The 20,193-nt window shown below is 62.6% G+C and carries 13 protein-coding genes, 2 tRNA genes and 1 riboswitch; of the genes, 9 read left to right on the top strand and 6 right to left on the bottom strand.

The window, feature by feature from the left end; genetic code table 11:
• Nucleotides 1–95 precede the first annotated feature (95 nt).
• Both cycA and AC1RJY_RS14100 read right to left on the bottom strand, forming a co-directional pair.
• Nucleotides 96–1,562, bottom strand: a complete 1,467-nt coding sequence (gene cycA / locus AC1RJY_RS14105; RefSeq protein ID WP_498602564.1) for a D-serine/D-alanine/glycine transporter — start codon at nucleotides 1,560–1,562, stop codon at nucleotides 96–98.
• 151 nt (nucleotides 1,563–1,713) lie between these two features.
• Nucleotides 1,714–1,812: riboswitch (glycine riboswitch) on the bottom strand.
• 74 nt (nucleotides 1,813–1,886) lie between these two features.
• Nucleotides 1,887–3,824, bottom strand: a complete 1,938-nt coding sequence (locus AC1RJY_RS14100; RefSeq protein WP_498602563.1) for an FAD/NAD(P)-binding protein — start codon at nucleotides 3,822–3,824, stop codon at nucleotides 1,887–1,889.
• Nucleotides 3,825–3,884: 60 nt separating this feature from the next.
• Between AC1RJY_RS14100 and AC1RJY_RS14095 the strand changes: the two genes are divergently transcribed.
• Together AC1RJY_RS14095 and AC1RJY_RS14090 are read left to right on the top strand one after the other, a co-directional pair.
• Nucleotides 3,885–6,155 (top strand): prolyl oligopeptidase family serine peptidase, encoded by a 2,271-nt coding sequence (locus AC1RJY_RS14095; protein ID WP_014920809.1) that lies wholly within the window; start codon nucleotides 3,885–3,887, stop codon nucleotides 6,153–6,155.
• A gap of 153 nt (nucleotides 6,156–6,308) precedes the next feature.
• A tRNA-Ser gene (locus AC1RJY_RS14090) sits at nucleotides 6,309–6,396 on the top strand.
• Between the two features lie 66 nt (nucleotides 6,397–6,462).
• Here AC1RJY_RS14090 and AC1RJY_RS14085 read toward each other — a convergent pair.
• Together AC1RJY_RS14085 and AC1RJY_RS14080 are read right to left on the bottom strand one after the other, a co-directional pair.
• Nucleotides 6,463–7,893 (bottom strand): MFS transporter, encoded by a 1,431-nt coding sequence (locus tag AC1RJY_RS14085; RefSeq protein ID WP_498602562.1) that lies wholly within the window; start codon nucleotides 7,891–7,893, stop codon nucleotides 6,463–6,465.
• A gap of 131 nt (nucleotides 7,894–8,024) precedes the next feature.
• Nucleotides 8,025–10,190, bottom strand: coding sequence for a RecQ family ATP-dependent DNA helicase (locus AC1RJY_RS14080; RefSeq protein WP_498602561.1), 2,166 nt, complete (start codon nucleotides 10,188–10,190; stop codon nucleotides 8,025–8,027).
• A 125-nt stretch (nucleotides 10,191–10,315) separates the two neighbouring features.
• Here AC1RJY_RS14080 and AC1RJY_RS14075 point away from each other — a divergent pair, with 125 nt between their 5' ends.
• The 4 genes from AC1RJY_RS14075 to AC1RJY_RS14060 all read left to right on the top strand — a co-directional run bounded on the left by AC1RJY_RS14075 (nucleotide 10,316) and on the right by AC1RJY_RS14060 (nucleotide 14,032).
• Nucleotides 10,316–11,734, top strand: a complete 1,419-nt coding sequence (locus AC1RJY_RS14075) for a phosphomannomutase/phosphoglucomutase (protein WP_011773581.1) — start codon at nucleotides 10,316–10,318, stop codon at nucleotides 11,732–11,734.
• A 12-nt stretch (nucleotides 11,735–11,746) separates the two neighbouring features.
• Nucleotides 11,747–12,196: a hypothetical protein gene (locus tag AC1RJY_RS14070; protein ID WP_014920807.1), complete on the top strand. Its 450-nt coding sequence runs from the start codon at nucleotides 11,747–11,749 to the stop codon at nucleotides 12,194–12,196.
• Nucleotides 12,197–12,218: 22 nt separating this feature from the next.
• Nucleotides 12,219–12,689, top strand: coding sequence for an RrF2 family transcriptional regulator (locus AC1RJY_RS14065; RefSeq protein ID WP_011773579.1), 471 nt, complete (start codon nucleotides 12,219–12,221; stop codon nucleotides 12,687–12,689).
• 185 nt (nucleotides 12,690–12,874) lie between these two features.
• Nucleotides 12,875–14,032: a globin domain-containing protein gene (locus AC1RJY_RS14060; RefSeq protein ID WP_498602560.1), complete on the top strand. Its 1,158-nt coding sequence runs from the start codon at nucleotides 12,875–12,877 to the stop codon at nucleotides 14,030–14,032.
• Nucleotides 14,033–14,121: 89 nt separating this feature from the next.
• Here AC1RJY_RS14060 and AC1RJY_RS14055 read toward each other — a convergent pair whose 3' ends face one another.
• A complete protein-coding gene (locus AC1RJY_RS14055) occupies nucleotides 14,122–15,948 on the bottom strand; it encodes a phosphoenolpyruvate carboxykinase (GTP) (protein ID WP_011773577.1) in 1,827 nt (608 codons plus the stop codon).
• Between the two features lie 284 nt (nucleotides 15,949–16,232).
• Here AC1RJY_RS14055 and AC1RJY_RS14050 point away from each other — a divergent pair.
• A tRNA-Arg gene (locus tag AC1RJY_RS14050) sits at nucleotides 16,233–16,306 on the top strand.
• Between the two features lie 138 nt (nucleotides 16,307–16,444).
• Here the strand turns inward: AC1RJY_RS14050 and AC1RJY_RS14045 are convergent.
• Entirely contained in the window at nucleotides 16,445–17,173 is a 729-nt protein-coding gene (locus AC1RJY_RS14045) for a FadR/GntR family transcriptional regulator (protein WP_011773576.1), read from the bottom strand.
• Between the two features lie 322 nt (nucleotides 17,174–17,495).
• On the opposite strand from AC1RJY_RS14045, the gene AC1RJY_RS14040 reads away from it, so the two are divergent.
• Complete coding sequence (locus AC1RJY_RS14040) at nucleotides 17,496–19,133, top strand: ABC transporter substrate-binding protein (protein ID WP_210064573.1); 1,638 nt, start codon at nucleotides 17,496–17,498, stop codon at nucleotides 19,131–19,133.
• Nucleotides 19,134–19,234: 101 nt separating this feature from the next.
• On the top strand, nucleotides 19,235–20,191 hold the full coding sequence (locus AC1RJY_RS14035; protein WP_011773574.1) for an ABC transporter permease: 957 nt from the start codon (nucleotides 19,235–19,237) through the stop codon (nucleotides 20,189–20,191).
• The last annotated feature ends 2 nt before the right edge of the window (nucleotides 20,192–20,193 follow it).

Raw genomic sequence — 20,193 nt, 5'->3', positions numbered from 1 at the left:
GCCAGTACCCGCGAGGCCGGTACAAGGCAGGACCCCTCACGATCTTCTTCGTGAGGGGTCCTGCCTTTGGTTTGCGGCCTTTTGGGCCTGCGCGGTTACTTGTTCACGGGTTCCGGTTCCCGGTCCCTTTCTGCATCCCGCTGGAGCTCAGCCTTGAACTCCTCGTAACGGGCCAAGTGCGCGGGACGGCACCGGAGAATCAACCAGGCGACACCCAGAATGATGAACCACACGGGCGTGGCCAACAGGGCCGCGAGCGTGTCCGGTTGCGTGGTCAGAGCCCAGAGGACGAAGGCGAAGAACGCGAACACCACCCACACCATCACCACTCCACCGGGCATCTTGAACGCCGAGGACTCGTGCAAGTGCGGGCGGCGCTTCCGGAAGGCAAGGTAGCTCGCCAGGATGATGGACCAGACGAAGACGAAACACACAGCGGACACCGTAGTGACCATGTCGAACGCCTTGCCGATGTCCGAGCCGGCATACATGAGGACGACGCCGGACAGCAGCAGGATGCAGGACAGGAACAGGGCGTTGCGGGGCACTTTGCGTCCGGACAGCGCGCCGAAAACCTTGGGTGCGTCGCCTTCCTGCGCGAGTCCGAACACCATGCGGGACGTGGAGTAGATGCCAGAGTTTGCCGACGACATGGCCGAGGTCAGCACCACCAGGTTGACGATGGTGGCCGCTGCGCCGAGACCAGCGAGCGAGAACATGGCGATGAAGGGGCTATGTCCGGCAGCAAACTGGGTCCACGGGGTGACGGACATGAGGATGATCAGCGCGCCCACATAAAAGAGCAGCACGCGGATGGGGATGGAGTTGATGGCTTTGGGGAGGTTCTTCTCGGGGTCCTTGGCCTCGGCAGCTGTTGTGCCCACGAGTTCGATGCCCACGAACGCGAAGACGGCGATCTGGAAGCCGGCCACGAAGCCCATGAATTCATTCGGGAAGAAGCCGCCGTGGCTCCACAGGTTGGTGAAGCTGGCCGGTCCGGCGTCGGACTGGAAGCCGCTGAAAATCATGAATAGGCCAACGATGATGAGCGCCGCAATGGCCACGATCTTGATGAGGGCGAACCAGAACTCCGTCTCACCGAAGGCTTTCACGGTGGCGAGGTTCAGGAGCAGGAGGATGCCGATGGTGATCAGGCCCGGCACCCAGAGGGGCAGGGAGGGCCAAAGTTCCTGGGAATACCCCGCGATTGCGATCACGTCCGCGATCCCGGTGATCACCCAGCAGAACCAGTAAGTCCAGCCGGTGAAGAAGCCGGCCCACGGTCCCAGGAGGTCGGCGGCGAAGTCGCTGAAGGATTTGTAATTGAGGTTGCTGAGCAGCAGTTCGCCCATGGCGCGCATAACGAAGAACAGCATGAAGCCGATGATCATGTACACGAAGATGACGGATGGGCCGGCAGCGGAAATGGTCTTGCCGGATCCCATGAAGAGGCCGGTGCCAATGGCTCCGCCGATGGCGATGAGCTGGATGTGGCGGTTGCTGAGTTGTCGCTCGAGGTGGGGTAAATCTGTGCCGGTGGAAGGCGGGCGCTGAATCGTCAAAGGAACTCCATCGTTCAGGCGGCACGGGGTGCCACATTGATTCGGGTTCCTCCCCGCTCTGTACGTGGACCTGAGAGTTTCCGCCTTCCTGCAGGGCAGGAAGGCTTGCACCTTCGGTGAGCCCGGTGACCGGACTGCTTTCCAGAGTTGCCTCGCCGCGGCGGTACATGGGCCTGAGAGATTCCTGGGGAGGGTTTGCTCCTACGGCGCCTGACGGGATGTACCGGCAGGACTCTCCCGCCGCAGATCAAAAGCGCGCACACCCAAGTGGGTGATGCAGCTCACACAGTAGCCAAGGTCGGGTAGAGGTGCAACCCCACGTCCCTAGCGGCACAGAATGCTACGCGCAATCTCATCAGCATCGCGGAGCGTCCGCTGGCCGCTCGCGTAGGCGGGTCCGGTGCGCGGCCTGGCCTCGGCAGCGATGGCTGTCCCCCACTGCGAAGCGGACAATTGCAGGCCAAGGACATACAAGTTCCTGGTGATGGATCCGTTGGCAGCCAGAGGCCTGTAAGGATGGGGTTCCACGTCCAGGCCGGTGGTCTGCATGGGCGTGCCCTCAACACTCATCATGATCTTGGTGCGGACCAGCCCGTCGGACATGAGCTGTTCCAGCAGCGGCGAGAGGTTGATGCCCACCCTGTTTGCCGGCGACATCGCCTCGATAAGCGTCCGCGCTTCAACCGGACCGTCGTGAACCCACGGCGAAACCGCCCGGAACAGCTTGGCACCCCGGTCCACACTGAACTTCGGATCCGGTCCCACGAAACTTACGACGCCGGCACGCGCCAAAGCGGCCAACTGCTCCGATCGCAGGGCTGGCGCTCCGCTGGCGAGGCCTTCCACGAACGACTCGAACCAGCCGCGCAAACCCGCCAGCCAGGACTCATCGGTGATTCCGCCATCCGCCACGACGGATTTGAGGATGGCCCGGCCGGTGTGGAGGGCGCCGATGGCCATCTTGACGGGGTCCGCCTCGCCGAGTGCAGATCGTCGGGCATCATCATCAAGGTAGGCCGTGATTGCGTCATCCAACTCGCTCCGGGAAGCAAAGGTACGGCCTGCGAGCGGCGCTGCGAGCCCTCTCAGGTTCAGCCGACGGGAGGCAACGACGTGCTTTTCCACCACGTCTCCCACCTTTATTTCCCAGTTCGCCGTGGTGTGCGCATGTGGTTGGAGCGCGTCCTCCAGGTCAGCCAGGAACTGTGCGGGGTCCTTGATCGCGGCGGGCTGGGACCGTGCAAGCGTTGAATAGTAGGCCCAGAGTGCATCACGGTGAAGCAGAGGCCAAAGGTCATGATCGAAGCCCGGCTGGATACCCGCTGCACGGAACCGGTCCACGGCATCTTCCGTCAGGTAGCGCATGGTGATGCTGCTGGGGTAGTAGCCCGCCAGCCCCGCCTTGGCACGATACGGGGTGCCCCTGCGGGACGCAGCAATGATCCGGGGCTCCCTGCCCGATGCCCGGTACTCGAGGATGCCCGCGCCGGGCGAACCAGCCTCAACGAACTTGCCGCCGCGGGCCTCCGTCAACTGGCCCATGACATCGAAGAAGTTCAAGCCCATGCCGCGGACCAGCACGGGCTCATTGTCCGGCACAGCCTGCCAATCAACGTCAGCCGGCGGAGCAGGCGGGAAGTACAGCAGGCCCTGTTCGTCCGCGGCACTCTTGAAGGACCGCTGCTCAGGGTTCAGCCGGGACTCGATGTGACCCAGGGCGAGGACCACGGAACCGACGGTGAGCGTCGCACCGCTGGCGAGTTCGACGTCGAACCCGTCCGCTACGGGGCGCGCAGCAACGGCGAGCGTCTCATGGAAGGTGACCTTGACGCCGTCGGGCAGCCGTTCCAGCAATCCGTCCAGAGTCTGGCGAAGGTAGCGCCCGTAGATCGCGCGGCTGGGAAAGTTGTGCGATTCGAGGGTGGAAAGCTCCGCCTTTTCGGCGTCGTTCAGTCCCATGCAATCACGACGACGGGCCTCACGCCATTGATCGAACGAACCACCCGCGAGCGGCGGTGCGAGCTCGGGGTCCTCCGGAATAAGCGTGGGATAGAACGACTGGGTGTTCATGAGGAACAGTCGTGACTGCTCCGGCTGCCACACATGACCCGAACCGGCCGGATAAGGATCCACGACGTCGATGTGCAACGTGGTGCCGTGCGGGCTGTCCGCAGCCCAATTCGCGAGCAACCGCTCAAGGACACTGGTGCCCCGAGGGCCGGCCCCAATCAGGGCAACACGGTTGGTTTGGGATTTAGCCACGCTCAAGCCTAACTTCTGCGTGACTTGCTTACCGTTGAACAGTGTTGCTTGGATGGGGCGATGACCACCACAGAAGCTGATCCGACGCCACTCCCCGAGAATGACGCTGCGCCGGCCTCCGGCCCCCGCCACGCAGCGGACGTCGCGCCCGAACCCACGGACGAAAACGTCTGGCTCGAGGACATCCACGGCGAAGAGCAGCTGGCGTGGGTCCGCGAGCAGAACGCCCGCACCGAGGAACTCTTGGAGGACGCCGAATATGAGGCCGTTGAGGCCGGCATCTTGGAGGTCCTCGACTCCACCGATCGCATCGCAATGGTCTCCAAACGAGGCGATTTCTACTACAACTTCTGGAAAGACCAGGAACACCCCAAGGGCCTCTGGCGCCGCACCACCTGGGAAAGCTACCTCACCGAAGAACCCGAGTGGGACGTTCTGCTGGACATCGACGCCCTCGCCGCCGCTGAAGGCGTCGAGTGGGTCTTCCACGGCGTTGGCTTCCTCCGTCCAGCCGACGGCTCCGAGTACCGCCTGGCCATGGTTTCGCTATCTCCCGACGGCGGCGACGCTGACCGCCACCGCGAGTTCGACGTCGAATCCCGCACCTTCGTGGAGGGTGGCTTTGATCTGCCCACCGCCAAGGGCAACGTCAGCTGGCTGGACGCCGACACTTTGCTCGTATCCAGCACAGCCGAAGGCCTGCCAGCAACTACCTCGTCCTATGCACGGACCGGCGTGAAGCTCCGCCGTGGCCAGTCCCTTGCCGACGCCGAGCGCCTCTTCGAAATCCCCGAGGACCACATGCTGGCCATGGTGGCCCACGACTCCACGCCTGGCTACGAGCGGACTTTCGCCGTGGACTACATCGACTTCTACAACCGCAGTACATCGCTGCTGCGCGACGACTCCTGGGTGGTCATCGACGTTCCCACGGATGTGAACATCAGCGCCCACCGGGATTGGCTGCTGTTCCGTCCGCAGAAGGACTGGGATGTTGCCGGTGTTCTCTACCCTGCCGGGTCCTTGCTGGCCGCGGACTTCGAGTCCTATCTGGCAGGGACCCGTTCACTGCTGGTCCTGTTCACGCCGGATGCCCACACGTCGCTGCAGTCGTGGAGCTGGACCAAGGACTACCTCCTGCTGAACCTCCTGCGCGATGTGTCCTCCGAGATCCGGGTGCTGGACCCATCCCGTCCCGACTCCGAAGGCGGCTGGACGTCCACCGTCCTGGACGCGTGCCCGCCCCTGCACGACGTCAACGCCTACGCCGTGGATGACGAAGACGCTGGCCCTGAAGGCAACGACTTTTGGCTGGTGGCCACCGGCTTCACGACACCCACCACATTGACCCGGGGGACGCTCGGTGCTGCGTCGTCGGGTGGTGCTTCGTCGGGTGGTGCTTCGGCGGGTGGTGGTTCGGAGGCCAGTGGCGTGGCGAGCCAGCACGCCGAAGTCAAGCGGTCGCCGTCGTTCTTCAACGAAGCCGACTACGAAGTCCAGCAGCACTTCGCGGTGTCTGACGACGGGACCAAGGTCCCCTACTTCCAGGTCGCTTCCAAGGACCTGGTGCTGGACGGGCAAAACCCCACTCAGCTCTCCGGATATGGCGGGTTCGAGGTTTCGCGGACTCCGGCATACAGCGGAACCATGGGTCGGGCCTGGCTGGAGCGCCGCACCTTGGGCGCATCCTCCGACGACGGTGCTGCCGCGCACTCACGCGGCGGCGTCTACGTTGTTGCCAACATCCGCGGCGGCGGCGAATACGGTCCCTCCTGGCACCGTGCAGCCCTCCAGGAAAACCGGCACCGCGCGTACGAGGACTTCGCGGCCGTGGCGAAGGACCTCATCTCGCGAGGCGTCACCAGCCGCCGTCGACTCGGTTGCGTAGGTGGTTCCAACGGCGGCCTCCTGGTAGGCAACATGCTGACCCAATATCCGGAACTGTTCGGCGCTGTGTCCTGCGGAGTGCCGCTCCTGGACATGCGCCGCTACACCAAGCTCTCCGCCGGATACTCGTGGATCGCCGAATATGGCGACCCGGATGTCCCCGCGCAATGGGATTTCATCCGCACCTTCTCGCCATACCATTTGCTTCACGACGGCGTGGAATACCCGGAGACCTTCATTTGGACCGCCACGTCCGATGATCGTGTGGGACCCGTCCAGGCCCGCAAAATGGCGGCGCGAATGCAAGCCATGGGCATCCCGAACGTATGGTTCCATGAAGCCCTGGAAGGCGGCCATGCGGGGGCCTCCGACAACAGGCAGGCCGCAGCGCTTCAGGCCCGGAGCAACCACTTCCTGTGGCGTTCGCTGGCTGGGAGCAACTAACAGTTCGCTGAGGCCCGATTCGACGGTTCCCTGCGAACTGTGCCGTGCGAACGGCATGGCTGGCAGGGAACCAACGAAACGGGCGGCTTGGCCGGGGCGTTTTGCGCTGGAAGGCACCTTCTGCGTATCCTTGGTGGGCTAGCAATAGCAAAGGGAGACGTGCCAGAGCGGCCGAATGGGCTTCACTGCTAATGAAGTGTGGGGCACAACTCCACCGGGGGTTCAAATCCCCCCGTCTCCGCGAATTGGTCCCGGTTTTCGAACCGGGACCTTTTGCGTTTAAGGCTCTGCTCCATGAAGCCGCTGCTCAGCCGCGCTTTACTCCGCCGCTGACTTCGGCCCCGGCGTGACGGTGAAGGGTCAGGCTGTCCACCGTGCTGATCAGCATCAGGATGGCCATGGCAACAAATGCCCCCTTGTAGGCCGCCACGTGCTCCCCCCCGAACACCTGCGTGGTTTCGAACAGGCGCAGGAAAAGGGCGCCCACCGCGATGCCCGCAGCCGCCGCCAATTGAACGAGCGTCGCGGAGATGGCATTGGCTGAGGGCAACTGACCCGGGACGATGTCCGCGTACTGCACCGAAGCGTAGGCAGAGAAGCCGATGGAGCGGAACGCACCGCTGAGCAGCAGCAAAGCAAAGATCAGTGGCTCAGGTGTTTGGGCGTCCAGGAAAGCGCACAACGCAAACGTCACGGCTGACGCGAACGACGCAAAGACAAGCACGGGCTTGAACCCAAAACGCCTGATGAGCGGCGTAGTGGCGGGCTTGATCCCTATGTTGCCCACGAAGACTGCCGCCACCATCACGCCGGCCTTCAGCGGATCCCAGCCAAATCCGTCCTGGAACATCAAGGGCAACAAGAACGGAACGGAACTGATGGTCAGCCGGTAAATGAAGCCGCCGGTGGAAGTCGCCCTGAAAGTCCTGGTGCCGAAGACGCTGAGGTTGAACAGGGGAACGCTGGCTTTCCTCATCCACCAGACTGCCCCAGCCAAGGACAGCACTCCGGCAGCGACCACCACCACGGCAAGCGCATTGGACGCGTGCCCTCCCAAGGTCTCCAGCCCAACTACGAGGGCACCCACGCCCAGCGTAGTGAGCAGTAGCCCGAACCAGTCGAGCCGGCGCCTGGCATCAAACTGTGTTCGCGGCACCAGCCTGAGAGCTGCAATGAATGCGGCCAGGCCGAGAGGGACGTTGATGATGAAGATCCAGTGCCATGACAGGAAGGTGGTCAGGGCACCGCCCACCATGGGAGCCAGGACCGGAGCCAGCAGGCCTGGCCACACAAGGTACGCAGTGGCGCGAAGAAGCTCGGACTTGGGAGTACCCCGCAACACCACCAGAGTGCCGACGGGAACCATCATGGCCCCGCCCATGCCTTGGGGCACACGGCTGAGCGTGAGCATGGTCAGGTCCGTGCTGATCGCACAGAGCAGGGAGGCAATGGTGAATATCGATATCGCAAGGCAGAAGATCCGGCGAGCGCCGAACCGCTCAGCAAGCCAACTGCTCAGCGGGATGCCCATGGCCACCGTCACCAGATATGCGGTCATGGTGATGTTGATGTCTGCCGGCGCCACCCTGAAGTCGGAGGCGATGCTGGGGATGGCCGTGGTGAGGATGGTCCCGTCGAGGAACTCCATGAAGAACGTTGCCGCCACCAACAGGGCCAGCCGCGGCCGCCAACTGGTTTCGTTGGCCGCTTCGACGTCGGTGTTGGGTTTTGTGCTCATGGCTCCGGTCCAAGTTCTGGCTGGTGGCCCGTGATCCGGGCAGGCAAGCAGGCGTGTTTGCTCGATCCTATAGACGTGCAGTGGGAGCGATCACAACATGACGTAGTTCGACCACGCCCAACTACCCTGCCTTATCCGGCTTGGGCCAGCGCCAGTGGCAGAACGGCGCTCACGCCGGCTTGTCGCAAGGCACGGGCGGATACGGTCATGGTCCAGCGGCTGTCTATGAGGTCGTCCACCAGCAACACGGGCTGTCCGCCCGTGCCCGCCAAGGCCTGGGCAAGCTCGGGGCCCACAACGAGCCTGTCCCAGACACCGGCCAGCCTGTATGCGCTGTTGCCGCCGCGGGCCCCTGTTGGTCCTCCGTACTGGGGCTGCAGCTGCCCGAGGTACGGCATCCGCCCTATCCCGGCAATCCCCTGCGCCAGGGATTCCACTAACTGTGGCTTGCTGCGCGACGGGATGCTGACAACCGCCGCAGGTCGTCCGACGCCGCTCCACGGGGTTCCGCCTTCGGCCCCAGACCACTCGCGCAGTACTTGGACGCAGGCCTGCAGCATGGCAGGATCCACGGCGTGGTCCGGAGCCCCGGCAGCGAACAGCTCCCGCAAAGCTCCGCCCCAGCCCAGGTCAGTAAGCCTGGCCAGGATGCGTCCTTCTGAAACGCTCTCGTCGGGCTTGATCTTTCCCTTGACTGCAACACCGAGGCGGTCCATGCCGCTGGGCCACTGTAGCCGGGGTTCCACGGCTATGCCGGCACGCCGGAGGGTTTGTCCCGCGGCGTCGGCTGCCGACGCCGCCACGTCCACAGGGAACCACCGGCCGGCGCAATTGTCGCAGCGTCCGCAGGAAGCTGCAGTTTCGTCATCCAGGACCGAAGTGATGTATTCCATGCGGCAACCGGCCGTGTCCTGGTAAATCACCATGGAATCCTGCTCATCCACGCGGGCCTCGGCGATGCGTGCGTAACGTTCGGCATCATAGTTCCACGGCTGGCCGGTTGATCGCCAACCGCCCCCAACGCGTTCTACTGCTCCGTCGACTGCCAGGACTTTGAGGAGGAGTTCCAAAGGCGTACGGCGAAGATCCACCCTGGCTTCCAGCGCGACGGTGGACAAGGCTGAGCCTGCCTCCCCCAGCACGCCCAGCACAGCCGCGGCTTTCTCTGCCGATGGCATGGATGCTGTGGCGAAGTACTGCCAGATTTCGCGGTCTTCGGAGCCCGGCAGGAGCAGGACGTCGGCGTTGGCTGCTCCACGTCCCGCACGGCCAACCTGCTGGTAGTAGGCAACCGGTGACGACGGAGCGCCGAGGTGGATCACGAAGCCCAGGTCCGGCTTGTCGAATCCCATTCCCAGGGCGGAAGTGGCCACGAGGGCCTTCACTTGGTTGTCCTTCAGGAGTTGTTCGGCACGCTCCCGGTCCGCCGGGTCCGTTCTTCCCGTGTAGGACAAAACGTTGTGCCCGGCCTCCGCAAGAAGCCGTGCGGTGTCCTCGGCCGCCGAGACCGTGAGCGTGTAAATAATGCCGCTGCCGGGCATGTCCGCAAGGTGCGTCAGCAGCCACCCCAGCCGATCCCTGGAATCGGGCAGCGTCAGGACACCGAGCCGAAGGGATTCGCGACCCAGTGCGCCTCGTATGGTCAACACTCCGGCGCCAAGTTGTTCTTCGATGTCGTGAACCACCCTGGAATTGGCAGTGGCTGTGGTTGCCAAAACCGGAACAGACTCAGGCAACTGTGCAATGAGGTCCGCGATGCGGCGGTAGTCAGGGCGGAAGTCGTGGCCCCAGTCCGATATACAGTGGGCCTCGTCAATCACCAGTAGCCCGGTTCGGCGAATGAGCTCCGGAAGCTGATTCTCCCTGAACGAGGGGTTGGTGAGCCGCTCCGGGGAGACCAGAAGGACATCAACCTCGTCCGCGGCCAGCTGGGCAAGGACCGTGTCCCACTCCAAGGCATTGGCGGAGTTTATGGCGACGGCCCGCACGCCCGCCCGGGCAGCTGCGGCTACCTGGTCACGCATGAGCGCAAGCAACGGCGACACAATCAGCGTTGGACCGGAGCCACGCCGACGCAACAGCAATGACGCCACGAAGTAAACCGCTGACTTTCCCCATCCTGTCCGCTGTACTACCAACGCTCGGCGGCCCGCGTCCACCAACGCCTCGATGGCTTCATACTGCCCGTCATGGAACCGGGCTTCTGGGTGGCCCACCAACTCACGAAGGCACGCCAGCGCCTGCTGATGTGTAGGTGATTGCACGGAAACGGCAGCGTTTGGGGAGTTGTTGGCCATCACCCCAGTATTCCAGCCGACCCTGACAGCCAGAGCCGGGCCGTCCTGCTATGTGGACAACCACTATCCACAGGTCATCTCTTCAGGTTCAACCCCAACTGCGTTGCCACAGTAGGATTGAGCCCGTGACTATCGAGCAGAACAAGACATTCGACCTCTCGGCTTCCTTCAAGGCGTACGACGTCCGGGGCATCGTGGGTGAGTCCATCACGGCTGAAATCGTCGAGGCCGTAGGCGCTGCCTTCATCGATGTCTTGGGACTCGAGGGCGAAACGGTCCTTGTTGGCGGCGACATGCGTCCCTCATCGCCGGAGTTCAGCCGCGCCTTTGCCAACGGTGCAGCAACGCGCGGAGCGAACGTCCAACTGCTCGACCTCATCTCTACCGACGAGCTCTACTACGCATGTGGCGCCCTCAACGCTGCCGGTGCCACGTTCACGGCAAGCCACAATCCGGCCGCCTACAACGGCATCAAGATGGCAAAGGCCGGCGCCCAGCCCATCTCTTCCGAGAGTGGGCTCAAGGAAATCCAAGCCCTCGCTGAGCAGTACCTGAACACCGGCACCATCCCTGCGGCGGTCACTCGCGGCGAGATTGGCGTGCACGACGTCCTGAAGGACTACTCCGAATACTTGCGCAAACTGGTGGACCTGTCCGGGTCCCGCCCGCTGAAGATCGTGGTGGATGCAGGGAACGGCATGGCTGGTTTGACCACCCCGGCTGTCTTGGGCGACAAATTGCTCCCGGCTCTGCCCTTTGAAATCATCCCGCTCTACTTTGAACTGGACGGTTCATTTCCCAACCACCCGGCCAACCCTCTGGAGCCGGAAAACCTGCGCGACCTGCAGGCCGCTGTCATCAAGCACGGCGCCGACATTGGCCTCGCGTTCGACGGCGACGCGGACCGCTGCTTTGTCATCGACGAAAAGGGCGAGCCCGTTTCCCCGTCAGCGATCACGGGCATGGTGGCCCGGCGTGAGATCGCCCGGGCCCAGGCCGCAGGGGAAGAGACCCCCGTCATCATCCACAACCTCCTCACCTCCAAGGCCGTGCCAGAGCTCGTAGCCAAGGACGGCGGCCGTGCCGTACGTACCCGCGTAGGACACTCCTTCATCAAGGCTGTCATGGCGGAGGAAGGCGCCGTGTTCGGCGGGGAGCACTCCGCGCACTTCTACTTCCGGGATTTCTGGAACGCGGATACGGGCATGCTTGCCGCAATGCACGTCCTTGCCGCCTTGGGTGAGCAGGACGGACCTCTCTCGGAGCTGGGCCGCCAGTACGAGCCCTACGTCTCCTCCGGCGAGATCAACTCCGAAATCGAAGACAAGGCCGGCGCCGTCGAGCGCGTTCGCGTCGACTTCGAAACCGAAGACATCGACATCGACCACATGGACGGCAGCACGTTCACAGCAAAGGACGGTAGCTGGTGGTTCAACCTTCGCCCGTCCAACACTGAGCCCTTCCTTCGCCTGAATGCAGAAGCCAAGGACCAAGCCACCATGGAAAAGATCCGCGACCGCGTCCTGGCGCTGGTCCGGGCGTAGGGACTGGCTGGCATGAGCGAAACCGCCTCCACCGATGCCCCCGAATCAGTCCAGGACCGCGAACTCCGCGAGACACTGGGCACTGCACTCGGGACCGCGCAGGAGCACATCCAGCAGAACGGCGGCTTCTTCCCGTTCGGAGTCACGCTGTCCAACGATGGTGAACTACGCATAGTGATGATTGCCCCGGGCGAGCCGGACGAGAATGGCGAAGTGGATGCAGGACAGATGTTGACCGACATCCATGACCTGCTGCGCCAAGGCCGCGATGATTTTAAGGCTGTAGCAGTTGTGAGCGACGTCAATCTGCCGGACCATGGTTCTGACGGCATTCATGGTGCAGCCGAGCACAGGGATGGCGAAGTCCGTGCGGCCATTATTCCGTACACGCCCACAGTGGACGGATTCGCCTTTAGCGCCATGGAACCTGATACCCACGAACCATCCATCTGGGTGGACTAGACCTAATCCGTAAGCTGATCCCATGAAAATCAACGCCTTCGCAGATGTCAGTCTCCGCGCCATCATGGTGCTGGCCGCGGCTCCCGAAGGCACACTGCTGACAACACAAGCGGTGGCCGATGCTGTGGGGACGCCGTACAACCATGTCAGCAAGGCGATGGTCCGCCTGCGAGCCCTCGGATTTATCGACGTCGAACGCGGACGGCTTGGCGGTTCCCGGCTCAATGAAGCCGGAAGAAAGGCTACCGTTGGCGAGCTCCTGCGGCATCTCGACAGCCGGCAGGATCCAGCGGAGTGCCAATCGCCCACGAAGGCCTGCCCCCTCATCAATGAGTGCGGACTGCGTCACGCGATGAATAAGGCCAGGGAAGCTTTCTACCGCGAGCTCGATACCGTGGTGATCTCTTCCCTCCCCCATGCCCGCCAGATGATCCCGGTGTTCCAATCCATCGGGCTCAAGCCGGAGTTCAGGACCCCCGCCACGCTGTCGTAGCCATCACGGGCACCAGCAATGCGCCGAACGAGCGCCAGCCTTTTCCGGTTTACGCACCTTTCCGGTTTGCACCTCCCCGGTTTGCAGAAGTCTTCTACGCGGTGTAGAAATTGGAATATAAATATAGGCATTCTGAATGCTTATATATGCGGCCGGGCAAACCGGCCCCTACACCCAGGAGAACCATGCTCTCGGAAAAGTCCCGCCCCATCGTCGAAGCCACCCTGCCTTTGGTTGGGTCACGGATCAGCGCGATCACCGTCGACTTCTACAATCGGCTCTTCGCCGCGCATCCTGAATTGCTCGATGGACTCTTCAGCCGTTCCAACCAACGCTCAGGAGATCAGCAGCGGGCACTCGCCGGGAGTATCGCGGCCTTCGCGACCCACCTGATCAACAACCCGGACACCCTCCCCGAAAAAGTACTCTCCCGCATTGCCCACAAGCACGCGTCCCTCGGGATCACGGAGGATCAGTACGGAGTGGTCTACGAGCATCTCTTCGCAGCCATCGCGGCGGACTTGGCCGAGGTCATCACTCCGGAGATCGCCGAAGCATGGACAGAGGTCTACTGGCTCATGGCAGATGCCCTGATCAAGCTTGAAAAGGACCTCTACGCATCCCAGGCAAACCACAGAATGTGGATGCCCTGGCGTGTGGTGAACAAGGAGCCGGCAGGCACGGATGCCATGACATTCACCTTGGAACCGGCGGACGACACCCCGGTAACGGCGGCAAAACCCGGTCAGTTCGTCAGCGTCAAGGTCCAACTTCCCGACGGACTGCGCCAGGTGCGCCAGTATTCGCTTTCCGGCACAGCAGGCAGCAGCCGCGTGTTCACCACCAAGCTCAACGACGGCGGCGAGGTGTCCACCGCCCTGCACGCCGGCGTCGAACCCGGCCACATCCTCGAGATCTCAAACCCCTACGGCGAAATCACCCTCAGGGAAGGCGCTGGTCCCGTCATCCTGGCCTCCGCGGGTATCGGTTGCACTCCAACGGCGTCCATCCTGCGGTCGCTCGCGGCGACGGGCACCGATCGGCAGGTCATGGTTCTTCATGCCGAAAAGACCATGGAAAACTGGGCACTCAGTGACCAGATGACTGCAGACGCCGCCAAAATCGACGCCGAGCTGCAGTTATGGCTTGAAAGTCCCCAACAAGGTTCCAAGGAAGGCCTCATGTCGCTGCGCGAAATCGACATGCCCGCAGATGCCTCGCTCTATCTGTGCGGCCCTCTCCCCTTCATGAAAAAGATCCGCGACGAAGCCATCGATGCCGGCATTCCGGCTACCCGCATCCACTACGAAGTCTTTGGTCCGGACGTGTGGCTCGCCAACTAAGGCGCAGCACGACGGCGGCCCGCCACCTTTCAATCGAAAGGTGACGGGCCGTCGTCGTTCACTTAAGAACGCCGTTGTTCCTAAGAGGTCTAGCCCAGACGGGTCTTGAGACCGTCCAGCTCGGACTGAAGTGCCGCCGGGAGGGATTCGCCGAAGTTGGCGAACCATTCCTCGATGGACGCCAGCTCGGTTGCCCACTCGGCAGGGTCAACGCGAACAGCCGACTCAACCTCAGCCGGGGTCATGTCCAGGCCTTCGAGGTCGATGGATTCGCCGGTCGGTACAAAACCGATCGGGGTCTCCACGGCGTCGGCCTTGCCTTCGAGGCGCTCGATGGCCCACTTGAGCACACGGGCGTTGTCGCCGAAGCCAGGCCAGGCGAAGCCGCCTTCAGCCGTGCGACGGAACCAGTTGACCAGGAAGATCTTGGGCAGACGCTCCGGGTTGGCCTTGGCGGACAGGTTCACCCAGTGGTTCAGGTAGTCACCTGCGTCGTAGCCGATGAACGGCAGCATGGCCATGGGGTCGCGACGGACGACGCCAACGGCACCGGCGGCAGCAGCCGTGGTTTCGGAAGACAGCGTGGAGCCCATGAAGATGCCGTTGGACCAGTTGCGAGCCTCAGTGACCAGCGGGATGGTGGTCTTGCGGCGGCCGCCGAACAGGATCGCGGACAGTTCCACGCCTTCCGGGCTGAAGTACTCTTCGGCCAGCATGTCGATCTGGTCGATCGGAGTGCAGAAGCGGGAGTTCGGGTGCGCGGCCGGGGCGTCAGAGTCCGGAGTCCAGGACTCGCCGCGCCAGTCGGTCAGGTGTGCCGGAGTTTCCTCGGTCATGCCTTCCCACCAGACGCCACCGTCGTCGGTCAGGGCGACGTTGGTGAAGATGCTGTTGCCCTTCGCGATGGCACGCATGGCGTTGGGGTTGGTGCCCCAGCCGGTGCCGGGAGCGACGCCGAACAGGCCGGCCTCGGGGTTGACGGCGCGGAGCTCGCCTTCCTTGCCGAAGCGCATCCAGGTGATGTCATCACCCAGGGTCTCAACCTTCCAGCCCTTGATGGTGGGGTCGAGCAACGCGAGGTTGGTCTTGCCGCAAGCGGACGGGAAAGCGGCGGAGATGTAGTAGGTCTTCTGCTCGGGGGAGGTCAGCTTGAGGATGAGCATGTGCTCGGCCAGCCAGCCTTCGTCACGGGCCATCACCGAAGCGATGCGCAGCGCGTAGCACTTCTTTCCAAGGAGGGCGTTTCCGCCGTAGCCGGAGCCGAAGGACCAGATGGAGCGCTCTTCGGGGAAGTGCACAATCCACTTGTCGGTGTTGCACGGCCATGCGACGTCGGCCTGGCCGGCTTCCAGAGGTGCGCCCAGTGAGTGGAGGGCCGGTACGAAGAAAGCGTCAGTCTGCGTGATGCGATCCAGGACGTCAGTGCCGATGCGGGCCATGATGCGCATGGAGGCGACAACGTAGGCGGAGTCGGTGATCTCGACGCCAAACTTGGGATCCTCGGCATCCAGGTGGCCCATGACGAACGGAATGACGTACATGGTGCGGCCGCGCATGGAGCCGGCGAATAGTCCGCGCAGCTTCTGCTTCATCTCGGCCGGGGCCATCCAGTTGTTGGTGAAGCCTGCGTCGCGCTCGTTTTCGGAGCAGATGAAGGTCTGCTCTTCCACACGGGCAACGTCAGCGGGGTCGGAGAACGCCGCGAAGGAATTCGGGAACGTTTCCGGGTTCAGTCGCTTCAGCGTGCCGGCTTCGACGAGTTCGTCGGTGAGCTTCTTGTTTTCTGCTTCGCTGCCATCAACCCAGTGGATGCGGTCCGGCTGAGTCAGCTCGGCAACTTCCTCAACCCAGGCCAGCAGGCGTGCATGCGTAGTAGGTGCCTTCTCAAGCAGCGGCAGTCGCGCCAGATCGCCCATTGCGGTTCCCTTCCTCGGGTTCAGTGGTGTGTCCTAAACGATAGGGGCCGCGGACCAGACCAATCCGCTGTCAGACATCGGACATCCAAAGAGGCGTGGAGGGAAAACCGCTAGAAATCAAGGATTCGGGATCGACAAAGCTCATTTTAAGTGACGAAGGTCACGTAGACCGGTCTAGTTGCGCAGATTACAGCTTTTCGATTTGGAACTTCACATGAACTTCTGTAAAGTTTATTGAGGTTCGAGGGGGTCAGAGAAACAGACCGCCGAGAATCACACGAAATGCGCCCATAGCTCAGCTGGATAGAGCGTCTGTCTACGGAACAGAAGGTCAGGGGTTCGAATCCCTTTGGGCGCACAGATCAAGACCCGCACCGGTTCGCCGGTGCGGGTCTTTTGTTTTGCCCGGATGAGGTGAGCCACCCCGCAAACGCAAGGGCCGCCGTCGTACTTTTCATAGAAGTACGACGGCGGCCCTTGCGTTAGGCGCGGAGGCTCAGTCCCCCACGGCCTCGCCGATGCGGCGCCGGATGCCGTCGAAGTGTCGGTTGAGCAACTCTGAGGCAGAAACTTTGTCGCCGGCGGCAACGGCAGCATAGATGTTGCGGTGCATGGCGGCGGTTTTTGCCAGATCCTCGTTGCCTGGGCCGATCTCCACATGAATCTTCCGGTAGACCTTCCAGAAGACCCCCATGAGGTTGATCAGGAGTTCGTTGTTCAGGGGTTCGAAGAGTCGGCGGTGGAACTCGGCATCGGCGGCAACGAAGTTCTCGCCCTCGGCGGCCAGCTCTTCCATCTGCTTCACGGCTTCTTCGATGGAGGTGAGTTGCTCCTTGGTCATGACGTCAATGGAGGAGCCAATCAGTCCGGACTCCAACGCCTGGCGGACATCCACCAATTGCAAGGCTTCAAGTCCTTGGTGACGCAGGGAGAGCCTGCCACGGAACGTAAGTCCGTCCGCGAGGGCGTCGAAGTTGCTCGGTGCCACGAACATGCCGAACCCGTGCCGGATCTCTATGACGCCCAGCGCCTGAAGCACCTTGAGGGATTCACGGAGCGTATTGCGCCCCACGCCCAAGGCGACAGAGAGCTCACTCTCCGTGGGCAATGGATCGCCGGCCTCCAGCTCACGCTCAAGGATCAATTCCATAATGTCCGACTGCAATGCACGCAGCCGGGCCTGTGCACTGAACCGCGCCTGCGGAACTACACCGGAAGTTGTCATGGCTTTCTCCTTGCCGATGCACTTCCCCCGCCACCGGCTAAAGCCAGCGTTGGAAACAAGTGCGGTGTTAATATTGAGGCGAGCTTAGTGCCCACCCAAGAACGAGTGGCACGCAACATACAATATCGGATGTCCCACCTCCGTCATAGCTATGTACGGGAATTCCCTGAGATTTCCTACTAGGACCGGCCGCAGCCGGCAAACCGCCAGGCGCGCGGCAGAGACCCAGGCGCCAATTCTCACTTGACGTTCCGTTGTGACCGCCCTTACAGTTTCCATACGAGCATCGGACGTCCTACATCCGATAACCCACGAAACGCGAATGGTGAGGCACCCTATGAGCAAGACGATCCAAAGCCTGCCGCTGGTCAACGACGCCAGCCGCCGGAACTTCCTGAAGCTAAGCGGCGCAGTTGGTGCAGCAGCCGCCTTCACGGCAAGCCTCTCTGCGTGCGGCGGCGCTGCCAGCACCACCACGGGCGCCACCACCAACACGGCGGCCGTCAACAAGGACCTCATCATCGAGGCAGGCATTTCCTACGCCCTGTCCACCGGCTTCGATCCCCTGAGCTCGTCCGGCGCCACACCGATGGCAGCCAACCTGCACATCTTCGAGGGCCTCCTTGAACTCCACCCGGCAACCCGCCAGCCCTACAACGCCCTCGCAGCGTCGGACCCCAAGAAGGTCAACGACACCACCTACCAGGTGACCATCCGCGAAGGTGCGAAGTTCCATGACGGCTCCCCCGTCACCACCGAAGACGTCGCTTTCTCCTTCACCCGGGTGATGGATCCGGCGAACAAGTCCCTGTTCTCCCAGTTCATTCCCTTCATCCAGGACGTCAAGCCTCTGGACGCGAAGACGGTGGAGTTCACCCTGAAGTACGCCTTCCCGGGCTTCGGGCCACGCATCTCCGTGGTGAAGATCGTTCCGAAGGCACTCGCCACCGATCTGAAGGCCTTCGACGCCGCGCCCGTCGGCTCCGGCCCCTACAAGCTCGTCTCAGCGGTCAAGGACGACAAGATCGTTTTTGAAGCTTTCGCCGATTACAACGGCCCCAAGCCTGCACTGGCCAAGGGTATGACCTGGCTGCTGCTGTCCGACGCAGCAGCCCGTGTTACCGCAGTCCAGTCCGGCCGCGTCCAAGCCATCGAAGACGTTCCCTACCTGGACGTTGACGGCCTGAAGTCCAAGGTCAAGGTTGAATCCGTCCAGTCGTTCGGCCTGCTGTTCCTCATGTTCAACTGCGCCAAGGCCCCGTTCGACAACAAGCTGGTCCGCCAAGCCCTGCATTACGGCATGGACAAGGAAGCCATCATTAAGAAGGCCCTGTTCGGCAACGCCAAGGCTGCCACGTCCTACTTCCAGGAAGGCCACCCGGACTACGTCAAGGCCAAGAATGTCTACGGCTTCGATACCTCCAAAGCCGAGGAGCTGCTGAAGCAGGCAGGCGTCACCAGCCTCGAATTCGAACTCCTCACCACGGACACCGCCTGGGTCAAGGATGTTGCACCGCTGATCCTCGAATCCTGGAACAAGATCCCCGGCGTCAAGGTCACCGTCAAGAGCCTCCAGTCCGGCGCCTTGTACAGCGACCGCGTGGGCAAGGGTGATTTCTCCGTGGTTGCTGCCCCCGGCGATCCCTCCGTTTTCGGTAACGACGCGGACCTCCTTTTGAGCTGGTTCTACTCGGGTGCGACCTGGATGGACAAGCGTGCCTTCTGGACCACGCCGGAGCGCACCAAGCTGCAGGAACTCATGAACAAGGGCTCGCAGGCTTCCGGTGACGAGGCCAAGAAGATCGTGGGCGAAATCGTGGACATGGTCTCAGACGAAGTTCCCCTGTACCCGGTCTTCCACCGCCAACTCCCCAGTGCCTGGGACGAGAAGAAACTCAACGGTTTCCAGCCCCTGCCCACCACCGGCCTGTCGTTCATCGACGTCGGACGAACTGCCTAAGCACCCTTCGAGTTGTGAGGCCTGCTCTGCGGCCTAAATCCCCCAAATAGCCCGCAGAGCAGGCCCCACAACCAGCAGCACCCAACCAACCGGAGAATAAATTGGTCACGATATTGCGTCTGCTTGGCCGCAGGCTTGCAGCATTGCCATTGATGATCCTGGGCATCACGTTGCTCGTCTTCCTCGTTCTGCAGGCCGCCCCCGGCGACCAGGCCAGCTCCGCCCTCGGCGACGGTGCCAGCGAAGAAGCGAAACAGCAGTACCGCCAGGAAAATGGCCTCAACGATTCCCTGGTCCTGCAGTACTTCCGATTCCTCGGCAAGCTCCTGCAGTTCGACCTCGGCGTCACCACCCCGCCGGCCAAATCGGTGGCTTCCATGATCGGCTCGGCGTTCCCCCTGACGCTGCAGCTCACCTTCCTGGGCGTGCTTATCGCGATAGTGCTCTCGCTCGCGTTCGGCATCCTCGGCGCCCTGTACCGCGATAAATGGCAGGACCAGCTGGTCCGAGTCTTCTCCATCGCCGCGATCGCCACGCCGTCGTTTTGGCTGGGCATCCTCCTCATCCAGTGGTTCGCTCTCGGTGCCAACCCGATGTTCCCCTCAGGCGGAATTGCGACGCCGGAATCCGGTTTCGGCGGTTGGCTCAACTCGATGGCCCTCCCGGCTTTGGCGCTCGGCATCCCTGTGTCAGCGTCGCTGATCCGAGTGGTCCGTACGTCGATGGTGGAAGAACTGGACCGCGACTACGTCCGTACAGCCATCGGCAACGGTGTCCCCTACCGCGAGGTGGTCTCCAAGAACGTCCTCCGCAACGCCCTCGTCACCCCGGTGACCGTGCTGGGACTGCGCGTCGGCTACTTGCTGGGCGGCGCCGTCGTGATTGAAATGATCTTCGCCCTGCCCGGTATGGGACAACTGATCCTCAACGGCATCACCAACCTGGACGTCAACCTGGTCCAGGGCGTGGTGCTCACCATCTCTGTCACCTTCGTTCTGGTGAACATCGTGGTGGACCTTCTCTACCTGCTCATCAACCCCCGAATCAGGACGGTATAGCT

It is taken from the genome of Arthrobacter sp. GW822-FHT05G07, assembly GCF_058799755.1.
This window is presented reverse-complemented; position numbering and strand designations above follow the sequence as displayed.